This window comes from Brevibacillus sp. SYP-B805 (assembly GCF_011059135.1).
Taxonomy (GTDB): domain Bacteria; phylum Bacillota; class Bacilli; order Brevibacillales; family Brevibacillaceae; genus Brevibacillus_F.
The window spans coordinates 217844-237061 of sequence record NZ_JAALGD010000001.1; the positions used below are offsets into that span (position 1 = coordinate 217844).

A 19218-nucleotide genomic window follows, 5' to 3' on the forward strand; every position below is an offset into this window, starting at 1 on the left:
TTCCCTCGCTTTCTCCCTATCACTCTTGTTCCCTTTCGGCTGATGGCGTGCCGCTCTCGCGTAGTGGGGCTTCTCCTCCTTGTTTGGTTGGCAATTTACACGCTCCCAAGAAGGGAAGCCCTTTTTCCATCCACCAACCTGCTTTCCTTTCATTCTTCACCTGCTTGCCTGCCGATATGCTTATTCCAGCGTATTGACGATCACCACATCCACGTTTTGTTTCAAGTCGATCTCATACGGGGAATGGACCACACTTCCGTCCGGCTCCCGTATCACTTTTACCACCGGGCGATGAACCGTTTCATGGTCCGCAAAGGTCACCACTCCGACTTTTCCGTTGCTCAGCAGCACCTTGCTTTCTACAGGATACACGCAAATATGTTTGAGAAAGAGTTTGATCAGGGAAACATCAAAATACTTGTTTCCCGCCCCATACAAGAACTCGACTGCCTCGCTGAGCGTATACGCATCCCGGTAATGTCGGGGAGAAACAAGCGCATTGAACACATCGCAAAGGGCGACGATTTGCGCGTACGGGTGGATGCCGGATTGTTTGGCCCGATAAGGATAACCCGTTCCGTCATAGCGTTCATGATGCTGCAGTGCGCATAAGGCAGCCGATTGGGGGATATCTTTATGACTGCATAATATCTGATACCCGTAGATGGTGTGTTTTTCCAGTTCATCCCGCTCCGCTTCCGTGAGCGGTTCCGTTTTTCTCACCAGTTGCTCCGGCAACCGGGTCATTCCGATATCAAAACAAAGAGCGCCGATAGTTAGTTCCCGGAGTTGGCCGAAGTCAAACTCCTGCGCCATCCCTACCACCGCAGCCGAAACAGCGACTTGCAGCGAATGTTGGAACAGAAAAAGATCCAGCTTGTACAAAGCAGTCAGCTGCTCCAGTAAAAACGGGCTGGAAACAAGGTCGTAGATCATGTGACGAAAATAGATGCGAAACTTTCCTTCAAAGAAAGCATCCGCAGCCAATCCTTTGACATGGCAGGAATCAAGAAATTGCGTCAATGCACGCATCATTTTCTGCTCGGGCGAATGGTATGGGAAGGCAGATCGTTCACCCGAAATGTGTTCCTTCTGCTCATCCACGGCTGGTTTGGCTGCATGAACGGGCGTTTTGTCATGAATGTATACGGTTTTGATATTCCTATTCCTCAGTCGCTGAATCAGTTCGTCGGTCAGTTGTTTCCCTTCCCTGAGCAATACGTTCCCGTTGGCAGAATGAATCGGCTTGGCTACAATATCCCCGCTGGTTAATTCCCAGACACTTACCTTTTTCAAAGGAACCCCCACCTTTTTTGCAGTCAGTGTTTAGTCGAGTTTTGGTATTTTCGGAACAGGCAGCAAGTCATCGTTGTCGTCTTTACAAAACGGTTGTTTAGCCGGAGGCCATTTGCCTTTTTGCTTCAAATCCGACAAAATTCGAGGCAATATCTCACTCACCAACTTCTTGCCAATCGCTCGATTCAGTCTTGCAGGTTCATCCTTGTTCATACCAAATTCACACCTTTCCGACAGCGATTGAGTCGAAAGTCCCTCCATTCCGAATGATAAGTATTTATCAAAAATATGTCAATATGCCTGATAATCTATTATCAATCATACTTTAGTAGGATTTTCTCGTGTATTTTGATAGATATTTATCAAAACTTGTCTATAATTATTTTCGGAGGCGATACACGTGAACTATTATCAACTGTTGAAACAATATGTCGAAAAAAGCGGGTTATCTCATCGGGAAATATCGAGGCAGTGCAAAGAACGGGGCACACCTGTATCCCAGGCCTATATCAGCCAAATCGTAAAGGGGGACGTCCCTCCCGCCTCTGATGAAGTGAATCGAATCCTTGCCATTGTCACCGGGGGAGACCCGGATTCACTGATTATTGCCGGCTACAAGGAAAAAGCTCCCGCCAAAATCAGGGAACTGCTTGATCAAGCTGACAATATCACGGCGCTCATCAGCAAATACATTGCATCGCTGGTCGAAGCCATGACCGATGAAAATGGCTGCATCGACCCGTTTTACCGGAACCTGCTGATTACCGGCCTGAAAGAAAGCGGCATGAACATCGAGGATGAGGAGAAGTTTTTGAAATACGATTATCAAGCCGAATCGTTTTTGCAAAAGCTAGACATAGAGTCCAAACTTCAATTCTTTACGTTAATCGCCGAATCCCTGATCGGCAGTTCCAAGCAGGAGGATCCTGCCTTGTCAATCGGCCACACAACCTCTGACGCTCCGCCTCCTGCCGTGCTGCGCATCCCGCTGCTCACCCGGGTTCACGCCAACCAATCTGCGCTCATCAACGACGAGTACATTCAATCATGGTTCACGGTTTCCAACCTGGACAACTATCGGGACGGTGAGCTGTTTCTCTTTAAAGTACAGGACGACGCGATGAGCGGGAGCCGAATTCTGAGCGGCGATATCGTTTTGGTAAAGATACAATCGACCGTCCAAAACGGAGAGATTGCCCTCGTTCTCTTGAATGAACAGGATGCTGTCTTGCGGCGTGTGAAGAAACTGGACGGCACCCACATCCTTCTCTATCCGGACAATCCCCGTTATGAGCCGATCATCAATAGCGCCCAACATTTCCGCATTTGCGGCAAAGTCATCTATGTCAGCTTCGATCCTTATTTGTATACTGAACAAGAGGCGGCCCTTCCGGAGAACCGCTGTTGAATCTCGTCTCGACGTGCTCGCAGCCGTCAGCCATGGGCCGCTCTTTAGCTGGAGCGGCTGATTTGTTAGAATGAAGAAGGAATGTCGGGTGGAAAAGAGGGCGATCGCCATCAACGAAGAGATCTTGCAGCATTTCTTGCGGGAAGTAAGGCTGGAAAGCCCTTCTCCCGTCGATCCCGTGATCGTCAGCCATCTTCCTGAGCCGTGGGAGCTGGTGGGCACGGGAAACTATGCCGGCGTTTTCGGCCATCCCGACTATCCCGATCTGGTCGTGAAAGTATATGCGCCGGGACGGCCGGGAATCGAGCAGGAGAAGAAGGTGTACGAGAAACTGGGAGAGTCCCGCTACTTTCCGGTCTGTTATCAGGCGGGGGAGCATTTTCTGGTGCTGAAGCGGGTACGAGGCATCTCCCTGTTCGATTGCGTCCGTTACGGCATTCCCATTCCGCCGCAGGTGATTGAAGACGTGGAGGCGGCATTGGCCGAAGCGCGGGCGAAAGGGCTTCATCCGCACGATGTGCACGGCAAAAACGTGCTGATGTACCAGGGAAGGGGCTACTTGATCGATGTTTCCGATTACCTAAAGCCCCATGAGGATACCAAGTGGCGGGACCTGCGGAAAGCCTACTACCGGATCTATCTGCCGTATCTGAAGGATCGCGGCTGGAAAATTCCGCTCTGGGTGCTGGACGGGGTGCGCAAAGGCTACCGCGTCTACAAGAAGTGGAAACGGCTGTTTTCCTCGTAGAGGCCGCTTTCTTGTTTCCCATTTATGAATATGGTAGAATTTTGATTTGACGCTTTTTGATGCGGAGGAGGCCTTATTTTGATCTACTATCTGATCGCACTTGTTGTCGTGGTCCTCGATCAATTCACCAAATACCTGATTGTCCACAACATGGAGCAGGGGGAATCCATTCCGTTAATCCCGGATGTCTTCCATCTGACCTCCCATCGCAACCTGGGGGCGGCGTTCGGCATTCTGCAGAACCAGCGGCTGGTGTTTATCATCATTACGCTGGCGGTCGTGGCCGGCATTGTCGTGTCGCTTGTGCGTATCGGACGGACGCAGCCGCGCGTGTCGCTCGCCCTTTCCCTGGTGCTGGGCGGGGCGGTCGGCAATTTCATCGACCGTGTCACAACGGGGGAAGTGGTCGATTTCCTGGACTTTACGCTGATTCATTTCCCGATCTTTAATGTGGCGGATGTCGCCATCACCGTCGGGGTGGGTCTGCTGCTGCTCGACCTGCTGCTGGACCCCCGCCGCGCGCGATAAACGGGCCCGGCCTGGATCATACTAGCAGAAAGAAGAATGGCAGGAGAGCACGAGATGGAAACAACACAGTTTGAGAGATTTGATTGGAGCGTCGACCCCGCCGACGCGGGAGAGCGGATTGACAAATACATCACCATGCAGGGGGAAGAATGGTCCCGTTCGCAGGTGCAGGCCTGGATCAAGGAGGGGCGCGTGTCGGTCAACGGGGAGACGGTGAAAAGCAACTACAAGGTGGCGGCCGATGACGAAGTAACCCTGCGCGTACCGCCGCCGAAGGAGCTGACGATCCAGCCGGAACCGATCCCGCTCGACATCGTCTATGAGGATGGGGATCTGGTGGTGGTGAACAAGCCGCGCGGTCTGGTCGTCCATCCGGCGCCCGGCCACTACACGGGCACGCTGGTGAACGCGCTTCTTTACCACTGCAAGGATCTGTCCGGCATCAATGGCGTGCTCCGGCCGGGGATCGTGCACCGCATCGATAAGGACACATCCGGACTGCTGGTGATCGCCAAGAACGACAAGGCGCACATGGGGCTGGCCGCGCAGTTGAAGGAGCATACCGTCCACCGCAAGTATGTGGCGATCGTTCACGGCGTCATCCCGCATGAAATGGGGACGATCGATGCCCCGATCGGACGCGATCCGAAAAACCGGCAGCAGATGGCGGTCGTCTTCGAGAACAGCAAGCCGGCGGTCACCCATTTCATCGTGCTGGAGCGGTTCAAGGAGTACACCTTGGTGGAATGCAAGCTGGAAACAGGCAGAACCCATCAGATTCGCGTCCATATGAAATATATCGGCCATCCGCTGGCGGGCGATCCCAAGTACGGCCCGAAGAAGACGCTGGAGCTGGACGGGCAGGCGCTGCACGCCAAAACGCTTGGGTTTGTCCATCCGCGCACAGGTGAATATCTGGAATTTGAAGCACCGTTGCCTGAAGAATTGCTGAACGTGATAGATTGGCTGCGGCTGCAGTAAGCGATGCATCCGCTCGGGACATCTTCCCGGGCGGATGTTTTTTGGTACGGGCGGAAATGATACATGGTAATCAATTGACGCGATGGCAGCAGGGCGCCTGCCAGGTCGATGCAACATTCACGGGGAAATTGCGTCATAGCATGCAAGACGGAAAACAGAAAGGACGACATCTGATGGCTAACAGGAAACGCTTCTTGAACGCGATGGCTTCCCTCTTGTTCACCTCTGCCCTGCTTCTCTCAACCGGCGCAGGTGCGAGCGAGACCGGCCAACCGGCAAAACCCCCGCAGCGCGTCTCAACCGTCACGCTTCCGGCAAACATCGCTTTCACCAGCAATCATCATCTGTGGCTGCTGGATGCTTCGCTCCCGCAAGCGGCGCCCAAAGCGGTGACGCGCAGCGGCAGCGCCGGGATCATTGGATGGTCCTTTGACGGCGCATGGCTGCTGTACACCTTTCAGGCCAATCCGCAAGCGGCCGGCTCGCCTTCCACGCTCTGGGCGGTGAAAGCAGACGGCAGCCTGGCCCAGCAGGTTGATCCGCGTCCGGTGACGGGGAGGCCGCAGTGGTCCCCCACCGCCCGAAAGCTGGTCTATTTCACGCAGGGAGCGGATGGCCGCCTGCAGCTCCTTCTGGCGGAGATCGGGGCCGACAACAAAGTGAAAACCCGCCTCCTCCCGACGGATGCCGAGGTGGCCGACATCGCCTGGATGCCGGACGGCCAAGGGTTGCTCGGCTCCGTCCCTGCGGGAAAAAACCGGCCGATGCAGCTGGTGAAGCTTGACCTGACGGGAAAACGTACAGAGACGTATCGGCTGGGAAATCCCCCCAACGTGGAAGAAGGCATCTACCCGTATCTGGCCGACGGACTGAAGGTATCGCCGAATGGCCGCTATGTGGCCTATTTTGAACGGCTGAATTCCGCATCGCTGTCTGCGGACGGCGTGCCGATCAAGCTCTTTGACTTGCAGGCTTCCGTCCAGCCGAAAACCATCGGGAGCGGGCTGGCGTATCCCGAATGGCTGGCCTGGTCACCGGACAGCCGCCTGCTTGCCTACATCGTGGGAGGAGGACGGGAAGCGACCGCGAACAAACAGCTGGCGATCATCGATGCAACCACCGGCAATCCGGTCGTGGCTCCGCCTGCGCAAAGCGACCGGGTGGAGACGCTGCCGGCCTGGGCAGGCGGACCGAACGGCACGCTATTTTTTACTCGCGGCAAAGGATCGGTGGCGTGGGAAGGCAAGTACGATCCCCGGAAACCGCTGGTGCCCGGACAGCGCATCTGGATGCGCAGCGCCGCAGGAGCGATGCAGCCTGTGACGCAGGGGGACGACCGGACGGCCGATACGTACCCGAATCCGTCACCGGACAGCCGCACGCTGTTGTATCTGCGGTTGGATGGCGCCGAGCATGGCTCTCTGCGCGTAAAAACCGCCGGGACTTCTGCCGATCGGGAACTGCTCACCAACGTGACGGGAGACCCGGGATACTACGGCAACTACCTGCCGGCGTGGGTCCAGGTCTACTGGAAAAAGAAAACTAACGGTTGACACGCTTGTCGGATCATGTCATAATCACTACGAAAGCACAGGAACCTTTAAATCCAGTCCCGTGAGGCTGGCAAGGGCAACGGCTCCACAAGATATCAGGCATGGGGGAAGAGGATTCTTGCGCCATGCTGACTGCAGCGCTCCTTGTCACCGGGACAGGGAGCGTTTTTTCATTCACGCGGGAGACAGGGGGGAGACGAGTGATCGACAAAAGCGTGATCATGGATGACGCCGCGATACGCCGGGCCTTGACGCGGATCGCGCATGAGATCATCGAGCGGAACAAAGGGGTGGATGACTGCATCCTGGTTGGCATCAAGACGCGCGGCATCTATCTGGCCCAGCGCCTGGCGGAGCGCATCGAGCAGATCGAGAGCGTGAAGATTCCGGTCGGCCAGGTGGACATCACCCTCTACCGGGACGATTTGACGCACAAGGCGGAGGACGCGGTGCTGAAGGGAGCCGAGCTGCCGGGTGACATTACGGGCAAGATCGTGATTCTCGTCGATGACGTGCTGTTTACGGGCCGAACCGTCCGGGCAGCGCTGGACGCACTGGTTGATCACGGACGGCCGAAAATGATTCAGCTGGCCGTGCTGGTTGACCGGGGACACCGGGAGCTGCCGATCCGCCCCGATTTTGTCGGCAAGAATGTGCCGACTTCGCGCACGGAGATTGTGGCCGTGCAGCTGACGGAAGTGGACGAAACCGATCGGGTGACCATCCGTCAGGCAAACTAGCAGACACGATATGCCTCTTTAAGGCTGATCCCGTGAGATTAGCAAGAGGTGCCAACTTCTTCCCTGGTGGCAGAAGTGTGCCTCTTTGCGCTCGCAAAGAGTTTTTTTGTGCCCTCAGAGAACTTGGAGATGGAAAGAAGGGGAAGCAATGAATCAGAAATCATTCATCGATGTACATGAAACACCGGCCATTGCCCGGCTGCTGCCGCTCAGCATCCAGCATCTGTTCGCCATGTTCGGCGCAACCGTGCTGGTGCCGATCCTGACCGGCCTCGATCCGGCAACCGCGCTGTTCTCCAGCGGGATCGGAACACTCCTGTTCCTGCTCATCACCAAAGGGAAAATCCCCAACTACCTGGGTTCATCCTTTGCCTTCATCGGTCCGATTATCACGGTTACCAAAGCGTTCGGCGTGGGAACGGCGCTGTTGGGCTGCTTCCTGTCCGGGCTTGTCTACATCATCGTCGCCGCCATCGTGGCGAAGAGCGGCGTGAAATGGCTGGATCGCGTCCTGCCGCCGGTGGTGATCGCGTCCGTCATCGTGGTGATCGGCCTCAGCCTGGCCGGGGTGGCTGTCGACATGGCGACAAAGGTTACCGTTGACAACGTCCCTACCATTTCCCTCACCTCGATTGAAATCTCGCTTGTCACCATGGTCGTCACGGTGCTGGCTGCCGTGGTGCTGCGCGGCTTCTTCGCCCTGATTCCGATTCTGATCGGGATCGTGGTCGGATACCTGTATGCGCTGGTCCGTCATCCGGAGTTGATCGATTGGCAGAAAGTGGCGGATGCCCCGATCTTCATCGGACTGGGGGACATGTTCACGCAGCACTTCAAATTGGCGGAAGTTTCCGCCGCCCTGGCAATCCCGCAGGCGTGGATAACCGGCTTGATCATCGCGCCGGTGGCATTCGTGACGCTGGCGGAGCACCTTGGCCATCTGCTGGTAACCAGCAAGATCATGGACCGCGATCTGATGAAAGATCCCGGCCTGCACCGCAGCCTGCTCGGCGACGGGGTAGCCACTTCCCTGGCCGCCCTGATCGGCGGACCGCCGGCGACGACGTACGGCGAAAACATCGGCGTGTTGGCGATCACGCGGGTGTACAGCCGCGTGGTGATCGCGCTTGCTGCGGTCTTGGCGATCCTGTTCGCCTTCATCGGCAAGATCAGCGCGCTGCTGATGACGATCCCGACTCCCGTGCTGGGCGGCGTCTCCATCATCCTGTTCGGCATCATCGCGGCACAAGGCCTGCGGATGTATGTGGAGAACAAGGTGGACTTCTCCCACAAGCGCAACATGATCATCGCCGCCGCCATCCTGGTAACGGGCATCGGAGGCTTCAAGATCAGCTTCGCGGGCGTTACCTTCTGGCAATCGTTTTTGACCAATCTGACCATCGACAACATCGCCTTCTCCACCTTCCTCGGGATTATCCTGCACGTGGTGCTGCCCGGCAAGGAAGCGGCGATGGGCGACACCAAATCGGAACAACAAACCGCATAATTCGTTCGCTTTCCTTTAAATCGGTCCTGTGAGGCTGGCAAGGAACGTCGGGCGCACGGTTGGCCGGCAGGCATGCATCCAGGATGCCCTGTCGGCACAAGGGAACGGGGCAGCCGCCAATGCAAGGCTTGGTGACAGCCCCGCCTGCCGCGCCCTGCGCGAATGAAGCTGCATGAAGCTTCTTGCCGGCCAGCCTGAAAAGGGCAGACGGACAAGAAGCTTTTTTCATTAACCAAAACGGAGGGGTTCGCATGAAACATTTGATCGGGATGAAAGCGCTCAGCAGGGAGCAGATCGAAGCGCTGCTGGATCGGGCCGAAGCGTGGGCCAACAGACCGGGGGAGCAGTCCGATGCGCTCGCCGGGCGGTTCGTCGCCAACCTGTTTTTCGAGCCGAGCACGCGGACGCGCTTCTCGTTCGAGGTTGCCGAGAAACGGTTGGGCATGCATGTGCTGAACGTTGCCGCTGAACACTCTTCCACCACCAAAGGCGAAACCCTCTACGATACCCTGCGGACCCTGCAGGCGATGGGCGTGGAGGCGGCGGTGGTCCGCATCCGGGAAAACGGTCTGCTGGAGGAGCTGGCGGATCGCGTCGGCCTGCATCTGGTCAATGCGGGAGACGGCACCAACGAGCATCCAACCCAATGCCTGCTCGATCTCCTGACCATGCGCCGCCACTTTGGCCGGATCGCCGGCTTGAAAGTGGCCATCATCGGGGACCTGCGCCACAGCCGCGTCCTGGGTTCCCACCTGCATGCACTGCCGAAGCTCGGGGCGGAGCTGATCCTCTCGGGCCCGCCGAACATGCTGCGCCGGGAAGAAGAACTCCCGGCAGGCGTGCGCACGGTGCCCCTCGACGACGCGATCGCCGCGGCAGATGTGGTGATGATGCTGCGGGTGCAGCTGGAGCGGCACGCAGACGCGCTCTTTGACTCGCCGGCCGCCTATCATAAGGCATATGGGCTGACGTTGGAACGCTACAAACGCATGAAGCCCCACGCGGTGATCATGCATCCGGGACCGTTCAACCGCGGCGTGGAAATCGATACCGATCTGGTGGAAGCGGACCGCTCCCTGATCTTTACGCAAAAAGCGAACGGCGTACCGGTGCGGATGGCCGTTTTGGAAAACCTGCTGACAGGAGGCGAACAGTCATGGGCATCGTCCTTGCAAACGGCAAACTGCTGAACGGCGCAGGAGAACTGGAAACGAAAGAACTTTTGATCGAAGGCAACCGCATTGCGGCCATCGCCGAGCACATTGACCATGCCGGACACACCGTGATCGACCTGCGCGGCCAGTTTGTTTCCGCCGGCCTGATCGACGTGCATGTCCATTTCCGCGAACCCGGCTTTGAAGCGAAAGAGACGATCGCCACAGGGGCGCAGGCAGCCGTGCGCGGCGGGTATACGACGGTCGCCTGCATGCCCAACACCCGGCCGTCGATCGACAGCGTGGAAACGGTCCGCTATGTGCGGCAGAAAGCCGAGGAAGCCGGGCTCGCCCGGGTGATTCCCTACGGCGCCATCACCGTGCGCCAGCTGGGCAGGGAGCTAACCGATTTCGCCGCGCTGAAGGAGGCGGGCATCTTCGCCCTGACGGATGACGGCGTCGGCGTACAGTCAACCGCCATGATGAAAAAAGCGATGCAGGAGGCGGCCCGGCACGGCCTCTCGATTGTCGCCCACTGCGAAGACGACGAGCTGATTGCACCGGGAAGCGCGCTGCATGACGGGGTGGTCGCCGCCCGCCACGGGCTCGTCGGCATTCCGTCCGAATCGGAATCGATCCATGTGGGACGCGATATTCTGCTGGCGGAACGCACCGGCGTCCACTACCATGTCTGCCACATCAGCGCCAAGGAATCGGTGCGGCTGGTGCGCGACGGCAAACGGGCGGGCGTCAACGTGACGGCTGAGGTGACGCCGCACCACCTGCTGCTCTGCGACGAAGATATCCCGGACAGTCTGGACGCCAACTGGAAGATGAATCCGCCGCTCCGATCCAGGGAAGACCGGGCGGCCCTGATCGCCGGACTGAAAGACGGCACCATCGACATCATCGCGACCGACCATGCTCCTCACACGGCGGAAGAGAAGGCGAACGGCCTGGAGCGTGCCCCGTTTGGCATCGTCGGCCTGGAGACGGCCTTCCCCCTTTTGTATACCCGCTTCGTCCTGACCGGCGAGCTGACGCTGGCGGAACTGATCGCCAAGATGACTGTCAAGCCGGCGGAGATTTTCGGCCTGCCCTACGGACGCCTGGCGGCAGGAGAGATCGCCGACATCACCGTCATCGATTTGGAGAAAGAAGAAACCATCGATCCGGCCCGGTTTGCCAGCAAGGGAAAAAACACGCCGTTTGCGGGATGGCGCTGCAAAGGATGGCCGACGCTAACGATGGTGGATGGAAAAATTGTGTATAAGGCGGACTAATGCATATGGAGGAGGAACAGCGATGCGAGCGAGATTGATCCTGGAAGACGGTACGGAATGCGTCGGCACGGCTTTCGGCGCCGTGACCGAGACCCTCGGGGAAGTGGTATTCAATACGGGATTGACCGGCTATCAGGAAGTGCTCTCCGATCCGTCCTACTGCGGACAGATCGTTACCATGACCTATCCGTTGATCGGCAACTACGGCATCAACCGGGATGACTTCGAGGCGGTGCGTCCCTTCATCCACGGCTTCGTGGTGCGCGAACACTGCGACACGCCCAGCAACTGGCGCAGCGCCAGCACCCTGGATGAGCTGTTGAAAGCTTACGGCATTCCGGGAATTGCCGGTGTGGATACCCGCATGCTGACCCGCAAGATCCGGCACTACGGCACCATGAAAGGGATGATCACGACAAGCGAGGCCCCGCTTCACGAACTGGTCGCCTCCCTGCAGGAGGCTTCGCTCATGACCGATCAGGTGTCGCGCGTCTCGACCAAGAGCGTCTTCAGCTGCCCGGGCTCGGGCCATCGCGTGGTGCTGGTCGACTTCGGCGCCAAGCACGGCATCCTGCGCGAGCTGACCAAGCGCGGCTGCGACGTGGTGGTGGTGCCGTACAACGTGACCGCCGAGGAGATCCGCCGCATCCAGCCGGACGGCATCCTGCTGTCCAACGGCCCCGGCGATCCCAAAGACGTGCCGCAGGCGATCCAGACCATCCGGGAGATTCTCGGCCAGTATCCGCTCTTCGGCATCTGCCTCGGCCATCAGCTCTTCGCCCTGGCTTCCGGCGCCGATACGGAAAAGCTGAAATTCGGCCATCGCGGCGGCAATCATCCGGTGAAGGAACTGGCGACCGGCCGTACCTACATCACGTCGCAAAACCACGGGTATGCGGTGACGGAAGCCTCCATCAAAGGCACAAGCCTGGAAATCACCCATGTCGCCCTCAATGACGGCACGATCGAAGGGCTGCGCGATGCATCCAAGCAGGCGTTCTCCGTTCAGTACCATCCGGAGGCGGCGCCCGGCCCGTACGATTCCGGCTACCTGTTCGACCAGTTCATGGCGATGATCGCATCCGCGAAGGAGGAGAAAGCACATGCCAAAGCACGCTGACCTGAAAAAAATCCTCGTGATCGGCTCCGGCCCCATCGTGATCGGTCAGGCGGCCGAATTCGACTATGCAGGGACGCAGGCCTGCCAGGCCCTGAAGGAAGAAGGGCTGGAAGTCGTCCTCATCAACTCCAACCCCGCCACCATCATGACGGACACCAACATGGCCGACAAGGTGTACATCGAGCCGATCACGCCCGAATTCGTCGCCCGTGTGATCCGCCAGGAAAAGCCGGACGGCCTGCTGCCGACGCTGGGCGGCCAGACGGGGCTCAACATGGCCGTGGCGCTTGCGGAAGCGGGCGTGCTGGAAGCGGAAAACGTGAAGCTGCTGGGCACCAGGCTGTCCTCCATCAAGCAGGCGGAAGACCGCGAGCTGTTCCGCGCCCTGATGAACGAGCTGGGCGAGCCGGTGCCGGAATCGACGATCGTCAGCACGGTGGAGGAAGCGGTCGCATTCGCCGAGCGCATCGGCTATCCGATCATTGTGCGTCCGGCCTATACGCTGGGCGGCACCGGCGGCGGCATCTGCGAGGACGAGGCGGCCCTGCGCGAAATCGTCGCCTCCGGCCTGAAATACTCGCCGATCACCCAGTGCCTGATTGAAAAAAGCATCGCCGGCATGAAAGAAGTGGAGTACGAAGTGATGCGGGATGCCAACGACAACTGCATCGTCGTCTGCAACATGGAGAACATCGATCCGGTCGGCGTCCACACCGGGGACAGCATCGTCGTGGCGCCGAGCCAAACCTTGTCCGACCGCGAGTACCAGATGCTGCGCTCCTCCGCGCTCAAAATCATCCGCGCGCTGGGAATCGAGGGCGGCTGCAACGTCCAGTACGCGCTTGACCCGCACAGCTTCCAGTACTATGTGATCGAGGTGAACCCGCGCGTCAGCCGCTCGTCCGCACTGGCCTCCAAGGCGACGGGGTACCCGATCGCCAAGATGGCGGCCAAGATCGCCATCGGCTATACGCTCGACGAATTGAAAAACCCGGTGACCGGCCAAACCTACGCCTGCTTCGAGCCCACTATCGACTATGTGGTAAGTAAGATTCCCCGCTGGCCGTTCGACAAGTTCCAGTCGGCCAACCGCCGGCTGGGAACCCAGATGAAAGCGACGGGCGAAGTGATGGCGATCGGCCGGACCTTTGAAGAGTCGATCATGAAGGCGATCCGTTCGCTGGAGGTGGGAGCGTATCATCTGGAGCTGCCGGATGCCCGCGAGATTCCGAACGACGTCCTGCGCACCCGTCTGGTTGCACCCGATGACGAGCGTTTGTTCCTGCTGGCGGAGGCCCTGCGCCGCGGCTTCAGCCTGGAAGAGCTGCACGAGCTGACCAGGATCGACCGGTTCTTCCTGCACAAGATCGCCAACATCATCGAGCAGGAGCGCTCGATTGCCGACGTCGGCCTGACGGCAGAAATCCTGTACCAGGCGAAGCGCTGCGGCTTCACCGACCGCAAGATCGCCGAGCTGGCAGGCAGGACGGAGGAGGACGTGCGCGCGCTGCGCGAGCGCCACGGCATCATCCCGGTCTACAAGATGGTCGACACCTGCGCAGCCGAGTTCGAAGCCCAAACCCCGTACTATTATTCGACCTATGAGCAGGAAGACGAGCGCATCGAAACGGGCAGGAAGCGCGTCGTGGTGCTGGGGTCCGGTCCGATCCGCATCGGCCAGGGAATCGAATTCGATTACGCCACCGTGCATGCGGTCTGGGCGCTGAAGGAGGCGGGCTACGAGGCGGTGATCATCAACAACAACCCGGAGACGGTCTCCACCGACTTCAACACCTCCGACCGGCTCTACTTCGAACCGCTCTACTTCGAAGACGTGATGAACGTCATCGACAAGGAAAAGCCGGAGGGCGTCATCGTGCAGTTTGGCGGCCAAACGGCGATCAATCTGGCGGATAAGCTGGCCAAGCGCGGGGTGCGCATCCTCGGCACCAGCCTGGAAAACATCGACGCGGCCGAAAACCGCGAGAAGTTTGAAGCGCTGCTGCGCAGCCTCAATCTGGCGCAGCCGCCGGGCAAAACCGTCACCTCCGTGCAGGAAGCGGTGACAGCCGCCGATGAACTGGGCTTCCCGGTGCTGGTGCGCCCGTCGTACGTCCTGGGCGGCCGCGCGATGGAGATCGTCTACACGCAGGATGAGCTGCTCGCTTACATGGAACAGGCGGTGAAGGTCAACCCCGAGCACCCGGTCCTGATCGACCGCTACATGCTGGGGACCGAAGCGGAGGTAGACGCCATTTGCGACGGCGAAAACGTCCTGATCCCCGGCATCATGGAACATATCGAACGGGCCGGGGTTCATTCCGGCGACTCGATCGCGGTCTATCCGCCGCAGTCCCTGTCGGCCGCCATCAAGCGGGAGCTGATCGAGATGACGACCAAGCTGGCGCGCGCCCTGCAGATCAAGGGACTGCTGAATATCCAGTTCGTCATCTTCCAGAATCGTCCCTATGTGATTGAGGTAAACCCGCGCTCCTCCCGCACCGTGCCGTTCCTGTCCAAGGTAACGGGCATTCCGATGGCCAACATCGCGACGAAGGCGATTCTGGGGCAGTCGATCCCGTCTCAGGGCTATGATACGGGCTACCATCCGGAAGAGGAGATGGTTTCCGTCAAGGTGCCGGTCTTCTCCTTCGCCAAGCTGCGCCGCGTGGACATTACGCTCGGTCCGGAAATGAAGTCCACCGGCGAAGTGATGGGGAGGGAACGGACGCTGGCCAAAGCGCTGTACAAAGGGCTGCTGGCGGCAGGCATGAACATCCCGACGCACGGCTCGCTGCTCGTCACGGTGGCCGACAAGGACAAGGCCGAAGCGCTCGACATCGTGAAACGCTTCCGCCAGCTCGGCTTCAAGCTGCTGGCAACTGCGGGAACAGCCGACTATCTGGAAAAGGCGGGCCTTCCGGTCACCCGCGTGCACAAGCTGTCGGAAGGTACGCCCAATCTGCTCGACGCCATTCACTCCGGGGAGGTCAACATCGTGCTCAACACCTTGACCAAGGGGAAAACCCCGCAGCGCGACGGCTTCCGCATTCGCCGGGAAGCGGTGGAAAACGGCGCGGTCTGCCTCACGTCGCTGGATACGGCCAAGGCGCTCCTGCATGTGCTGGAGACGATCACCTTTTCGGCGGAAGCCATGCCGCAGCAGCGGTTGGGCAGCATCGCGGCAGCACGGTAAAGGAGGGTGAAAGGAATGGCCGCCAGAGACACAGACCTGCGCGACCGCGTGATCCTCGCGCTGGATGTTCCAACCATCGGGGAAGCAGAAAGCTGCCTGAACCGGCTGGAAGGAGAAGTCCGCTACGTCAAAGTGGGGATGGAGCTGTTTTACGCCGCCGGGCCGGAAGTGATCCACATGCTGAAAGAACGCGGCCTGCGCGTCTTCGTCGACCTGAAGGTGCACGACATCCCCAATACGGCACGCGGCGCCATGAAAAGCCTGGCCCGGCTCGGCGCGGATATGGTCAATGTGCATGCCGCCGGCGGAAAGGCGATGATGGCAGCGGCGCGGGAAGGATTGGAGGAGGGAACGCCTGCGGGCGGCACACGACCGCTCCTGATCGGCGTCACGATGCTGACCAGCACGTCGCAGGCGGTGATGAACCAAGAGATCGGGATCCCCGGGCTGGTGGAAGAGACCGTCGTCCGCTATGCGTCGCTGGCCCGTGACGCCGGCTTGGACGGGGTGGTTGCTTCCCCGCTGGAGGTGCCGCTCATCAAAAAGGCCGCAGGAGAGACGTTTCTCACCGTCACGCCGGGCATCCGGCCGGCAGGCGCCGACAAGGGAGATCAGACGCGGGTCACCACCCCGGCGGAAGCGTTCCGGCTGGGCAGCGATTATCTCGTGATCGGGCGAGCCGTCACTGCGGCTGATGATCCGCTGGCCGTCTGGCAGTCCGTCATTCACGCAAGCTATGGATCGACAGGGAGGAACAGGGGATGAGTTACACACAGTCATCAGATACCGCCAAACAAATTGCCGCTCATCTCTTGGAGATCGGAGCGGTGCATCTGCGGCCGCAGGAGCCGTTTACCTGGACGTCGGGCATCAAATCGCCGATCTACTGCGACAACCGGATCACCATGTCCTATCCGGCCGTACGTCGCTTGATCGCCCAATCGTTTGCCGCTCTTGTTCGGGAGCGTTATCCGGAGGCACAAGTGATCGCGGGTACGGCGACCGCCGGGATTCCGCACGCCGCCTGGGTGGCGGAGCTGCTGGACCTGCCGATGATTTATGTGCGCGACAAGGCGAAATCGCACGGTCGGCAGAATCAGATCGAAGGCGTTCTCGCGCCGGGACAGAAGGTGGTTGTAATCGAAGACCTGATCTCCACCGGCGGCAGCTCGCTGAAAGCGGCGCAGGCGGTGCAGGCAGAGGGAGGCGAAGTGCTGGGGGTGGCCGCCATCTTCAGCTATCAGTTCCCAATGGCGGAAGAGATGTTCCGGGAAGCGGGCATCCCGTTTGCCACCCTGTCCAACTACACGGCGCTGCTGACAGTCGCCCGCGAGCGCGGCGTGATTGACGAGGATCAGGAGAAGCTGCTCGCCAACTGGCGCGAATCGCCGCAAACGTTTTACGCATAAAAGCAACTCCCTTCCGTTGTGTCAGGAAGGGAGTTGTTTTTTGCTCATTTCGTTCAACTGATCCGCCAACAGGCAAAATTCCGTCGGTCCGACCGCGGGTACCTCCATTTGAACATCGCCGGACGCGATCCGCTTGGATTCCTCCGTGATGCGATGGATGGCAGTTTCCAACGGTTTGGTCAACAGCAGCACGCCGCGCGACAGTTTTTTGGGGGATGCTCCTTTCCGATACAGGATGAAGAAATAGCCTGCAACGATCGGAATACATGCGGGAAAAAGGAGGCCGCCTCCTTTGAATGCGACTACGAGAAACAGCAAGATAGCTGAACCGAACAGCCAGCAGATGAGATCTTTCACGGGGAAGGTTCCTCCTTCCGCAATCAGCTACTCCTCGGGCAGCACCAGCCGAATCCCGATAAACGCAAACAATCCTGCCTTGGCCAGGTTGACATATCTGCCGATTCGCGGGTTATCGAACAGCTTTCGCCCCAGGCTTCCCGCGAAGACGGCCACGATCGTAAAGATGACGATCGCCTGCAGCATAAAGAGCAGACCCAGCACGATCATCTGCATCGCCGCGCTGCCTGCCCCGGGCGTGACAAACTGGGGAAGGAAGGCGAGGAAGAAGAGCGACACCTTGGGGTTGAGCACGTTCATGAGGATCCCCCGTTTGTAGAGCTCGGGAAGCGGCAGCTGCGGCACGGCTTCGGCCGTCAGCGCGCTATGGCCTTCACGGACAGCCTGCCAGGCCAGATAGAGCAGGTAGCACGCCCCCGCCACTTTCAACGCATGAAAAAGCGCCGCCGATTGCGCGATGATGGCGGAGATGCCGAGTGCGGCGGCCAGCGTATGCACCGTCACGCCGGAACAGAGTCCGAGAGCCGTGGCAATGCCGGCCTTGCGTCCCTGAGAGATGCTCTGCATGATGACAAACAGGATGTCGGGCCCCGGCATAAGGGTGAGCAGTACGCACGCCGCAAGAAAGTAGGCGACATGGGAAACATCCATGAAGGATCACCTGCCGTATCACATTTTTTCCAATCGTAGCACTGTTCGCACGATTGGGCAATAGACCGGACGGGCAGGGGCGCTGCCGACGCCGCGCAGGCCATGGCGATATCCGCCGCTCCTTGCGGGGGATGGCACCTGCTGCGACACAGGTTTCACCGTGTAGAACAAATTACTCCCCTATTGGAAATTTTCTGTGATAGAATAAAAATGGCATGAAACGGTGCCGTCAACGATCCAGCAAATACATGTTCCAGACTGGGAGGATTTGATGAAAAGAATGAAGGTGTATTTCAATCATGACGGCGGCGTTGATGATCTGGTTTCCCTGCTGATGCTCCTGCAGATGCCGCACGTGGATCTGATCGGTGTCTCCGTCATCGAGGCGGACTGCTACCTGGAACCGGCCGTCTCCGCCACGCGCAAAATCATCCGGGCTTTTCATCACCGGGACATTTCCACAGCCGTATCGGATTCCCGCGGCAAGAACCCGTTCCCGCACGAATGGCGGATGCATCCGTACTATGTGGACGCGCTGCCCATGTTGAACGAAGCGAGCGCGGACATGAGCCTTTCCCCGCTGCCGGCTCACCGGCACCTGATCGCGGCGCTGCGGGAAGCGGAGGAGAAAGTGACCCTGCTGTTCACCGGTCCGCTGACCGACCTGGCCAGAGCGCTGGATGAAGATCCGGAGATCGAAGCCAAAGTGGAGCGCTTGGTCTGGATGGGCGGATCGTTTCTGCGCTGGGGGAATGTGCATGAGCCGAAGCATGACGGCACGGCCGAGTGGAATGTTTATTGGGACCCCGAAGCCGCAGCGCGTGTCTGGGAAAGCTCCATCCCGATCGTGCTCTGCCCGCTGGATGCGACCAACCAGCTGCCGATGACGGTGGCGAGACGGGAAGCATGGGCCAAGCTGCGCCGTTATCCGGCCATCGATTTTATCGGCCAGTGCTATGCCATGACGCCCCCGCTTGTCCATTTTGAGACCAACTCCACCTACTATCTTTGGGACGTGCTGGCCACCTCCTACCTCGGCAACCCGGATCTGGTGCAGATCAGCGATGTTCGCTGCCGGGTGCTGACGAGCGGCCCGAGCCAGGGAAGAACGGAGAAGTGCCCGGACGGCCGCATCGTGCACGTCATGGAACAAGTAGATACCGAAGCGTTTTTCGCCTACATGACCAACCTCTTGCAAACGGCGACGTATCGCGGAGCAGCCGAATAAGATTGCTCGTCCCGCCTCCTTCTGTCCGAGAAGGAGGTTTTTTTGTCAGATCGGAAAGA

At 59.0% G+C, this 19218-nt stretch carries 18 protein-coding genes; 14 read left to right on the forward strand and 4 right to left on the reverse strand.

Annotated elements, in window-relative coordinates:
- Window positions 1-180: 180 nt before the first annotated feature.
- Window positions 181-1296 (reverse strand): HD-GYP domain-containing protein, encoded by a 1116-nt coding sequence (locus G3578_RS01060; RefSeq protein ID WP_165207777.1) that lies wholly within the window; start codon window positions 1294-1296, stop codon window positions 181-183.
- Between the two features lie 30 nt (window positions 1297-1326).
- On the reverse strand, window positions 1327-1509 hold the full coding sequence (locus G3578_RS01065) for a hypothetical protein (RefSeq protein WP_165207779.1): 183 nt from the start codon (window positions 1507-1509) through the stop codon (window positions 1327-1329).
- Between the two features lie 187 nt (window positions 1510-1696).
- Between G3578_RS01065 and G3578_RS21230 the strand changes: the two genes are divergently transcribed.
- The 13 genes from G3578_RS21230 (at window position 1697) to pyrE (ending at window position 16923) form a co-directional block, all read left to right on the forward strand.
- Entirely contained in the window at window positions 1697-2704 is a 1008-nt protein-coding gene (locus G3578_RS21230) for a S24 family peptidase (protein ID WP_165207781.1), read from the forward strand.
- An 88-nt stretch (window positions 2705-2792) separates the two neighbouring features.
- Complete coding sequence (locus G3578_RS01075) at window positions 2793-3452, forward strand: serine/threonine protein kinase (RefSeq protein WP_481752710.1); 660 nt, start codon at window positions 2793-2795, stop codon at window positions 3450-3452.
- Window positions 3453-3530: 78 nt separating this feature from the next.
- A complete protein-coding gene (gene lspA / locus G3578_RS01080) occupies window positions 3531-3980 on the forward strand; it encodes a signal peptidase II (protein WP_165207783.1) in 450 nt (149 codons plus the stop codon).
- Between the two features lie 54 nt (window positions 3981-4034).
- A complete protein-coding gene (locus tag G3578_RS01085; RefSeq protein WP_165207785.1) occupies window positions 4035-4961 on the forward strand; it encodes an RluA family pseudouridine synthase in 927 nt (308 codons plus the stop codon).
- A gap of 173 nt (window positions 4962-5134) precedes the next feature.
- Window positions 5135-6514 (forward strand): TolB-like translocation protein, encoded by a 1380-nt coding sequence (locus G3578_RS01090; RefSeq protein WP_165207787.1) that lies wholly within the window; start codon window positions 5135-5137, stop codon window positions 6512-6514.
- Window positions 6515-6717: 203 nt separating this feature from the next.
- Window positions 6718-7254, forward strand: coding sequence for a bifunctional pyr operon transcriptional regulator/uracil phosphoribosyltransferase PyrR (pyrR, locus tag G3578_RS01095; RefSeq protein WP_346773945.1), 537 nt, complete (start codon window positions 6718-6720; stop codon window positions 7252-7254).
- 148 nt (window positions 7255-7402) lie between these two features.
- A complete protein-coding gene (locus tag G3578_RS01100) occupies window positions 7403-8761 on the forward strand; it encodes a solute carrier family 23 protein (protein WP_165207791.1) in 1359 nt (452 codons plus the stop codon).
- A gap of 251 nt (window positions 8762-9012) precedes the next feature.
- Window positions 9013-9951, forward strand: a complete 939-nt coding sequence (locus tag G3578_RS01105; RefSeq protein WP_165207793.1) for an aspartate carbamoyltransferase catalytic subunit — start codon at window positions 9013-9015, stop codon at window positions 9949-9951.
- Window positions 9918-11198 carry a dihydroorotase gene (locus G3578_RS01110; RefSeq protein WP_165207795.1) on the forward strand — a complete coding sequence of 427 codons (1281 nt, stop codon included), beginning with the start codon at window positions 9918-9920 and terminating at the stop codon, window positions 11196-11198. Before G3578_RS01105 ends, G3578_RS01110 begins: the two co-directional genes overlap by 34 nt.
- A gap of 22 nt (window positions 11199-11220) precedes the next feature.
- Complete coding sequence (locus G3578_RS01115; protein WP_165207797.1) at window positions 11221-12318, forward strand: carbamoyl phosphate synthase small subunit; 1098 nt, start codon at window positions 11221-11223, stop codon at window positions 12316-12318.
- The gene (carB, locus tag G3578_RS01120) at window positions 12302-15514 is read left to right on the forward strand and encodes a carbamoyl-phosphate synthase large subunit (RefSeq protein WP_165207799.1); all 3213 of its coding nucleotides are present in this window, start codon (window positions 12302-12304) and stop codon (window positions 15512-15514) included. Before G3578_RS01115 ends, carB begins: the two co-directional genes overlap by 17 nt.
- 15 nt (window positions 15515-15529) lie before the next feature.
- A complete protein-coding gene (gene pyrF, locus G3578_RS01125; RefSeq protein ID WP_165207801.1) occupies window positions 15530-16279 on the forward strand; it encodes an orotidine-5'-phosphate decarboxylase in 750 nt (249 codons plus the stop codon).
- Window positions 16276-16923, forward strand: a complete 648-nt coding sequence (gene pyrE / locus G3578_RS01130) for an orotate phosphoribosyltransferase (protein WP_165207803.1) — start codon at window positions 16276-16278, stop codon at window positions 16921-16923. Before pyrF ends, pyrE begins: the two co-directional genes overlap by 4 nt.
- A gap of 21 nt (window positions 16924-16944) precedes the next feature.
- Here pyrE and G3578_RS21235 read toward each other — a convergent pair whose 3' ends face one another.
- Complete coding sequence (locus G3578_RS21235) at window positions 16945-17280, reverse strand: HAMP domain-containing protein (RefSeq protein ID WP_165207805.1); 336 nt, start codon at window positions 17278-17280, stop codon at window positions 16945-16947.
- Window positions 17281-17307: 27 nt separating this feature from the next.
- On the reverse strand, window positions 17308-17931 hold the full coding sequence (locus G3578_RS01140; protein WP_165207807.1) for a LysE family translocator: 624 nt from the start codon (window positions 17929-17931) through the stop codon (window positions 17308-17310).
- A gap of 271 nt (window positions 17932-18202) precedes the next feature.
- Between G3578_RS01140 and G3578_RS01145 the strand changes: the two genes are divergently transcribed.
- Window positions 18203-19159, forward strand: coding sequence for a nucleoside hydrolase (locus tag G3578_RS01145; RefSeq protein WP_165207809.1), 957 nt, complete (start codon window positions 18203-18205; stop codon window positions 19157-19159).
- Window positions 19160-19218 lie beyond the last annotated feature (59 nt).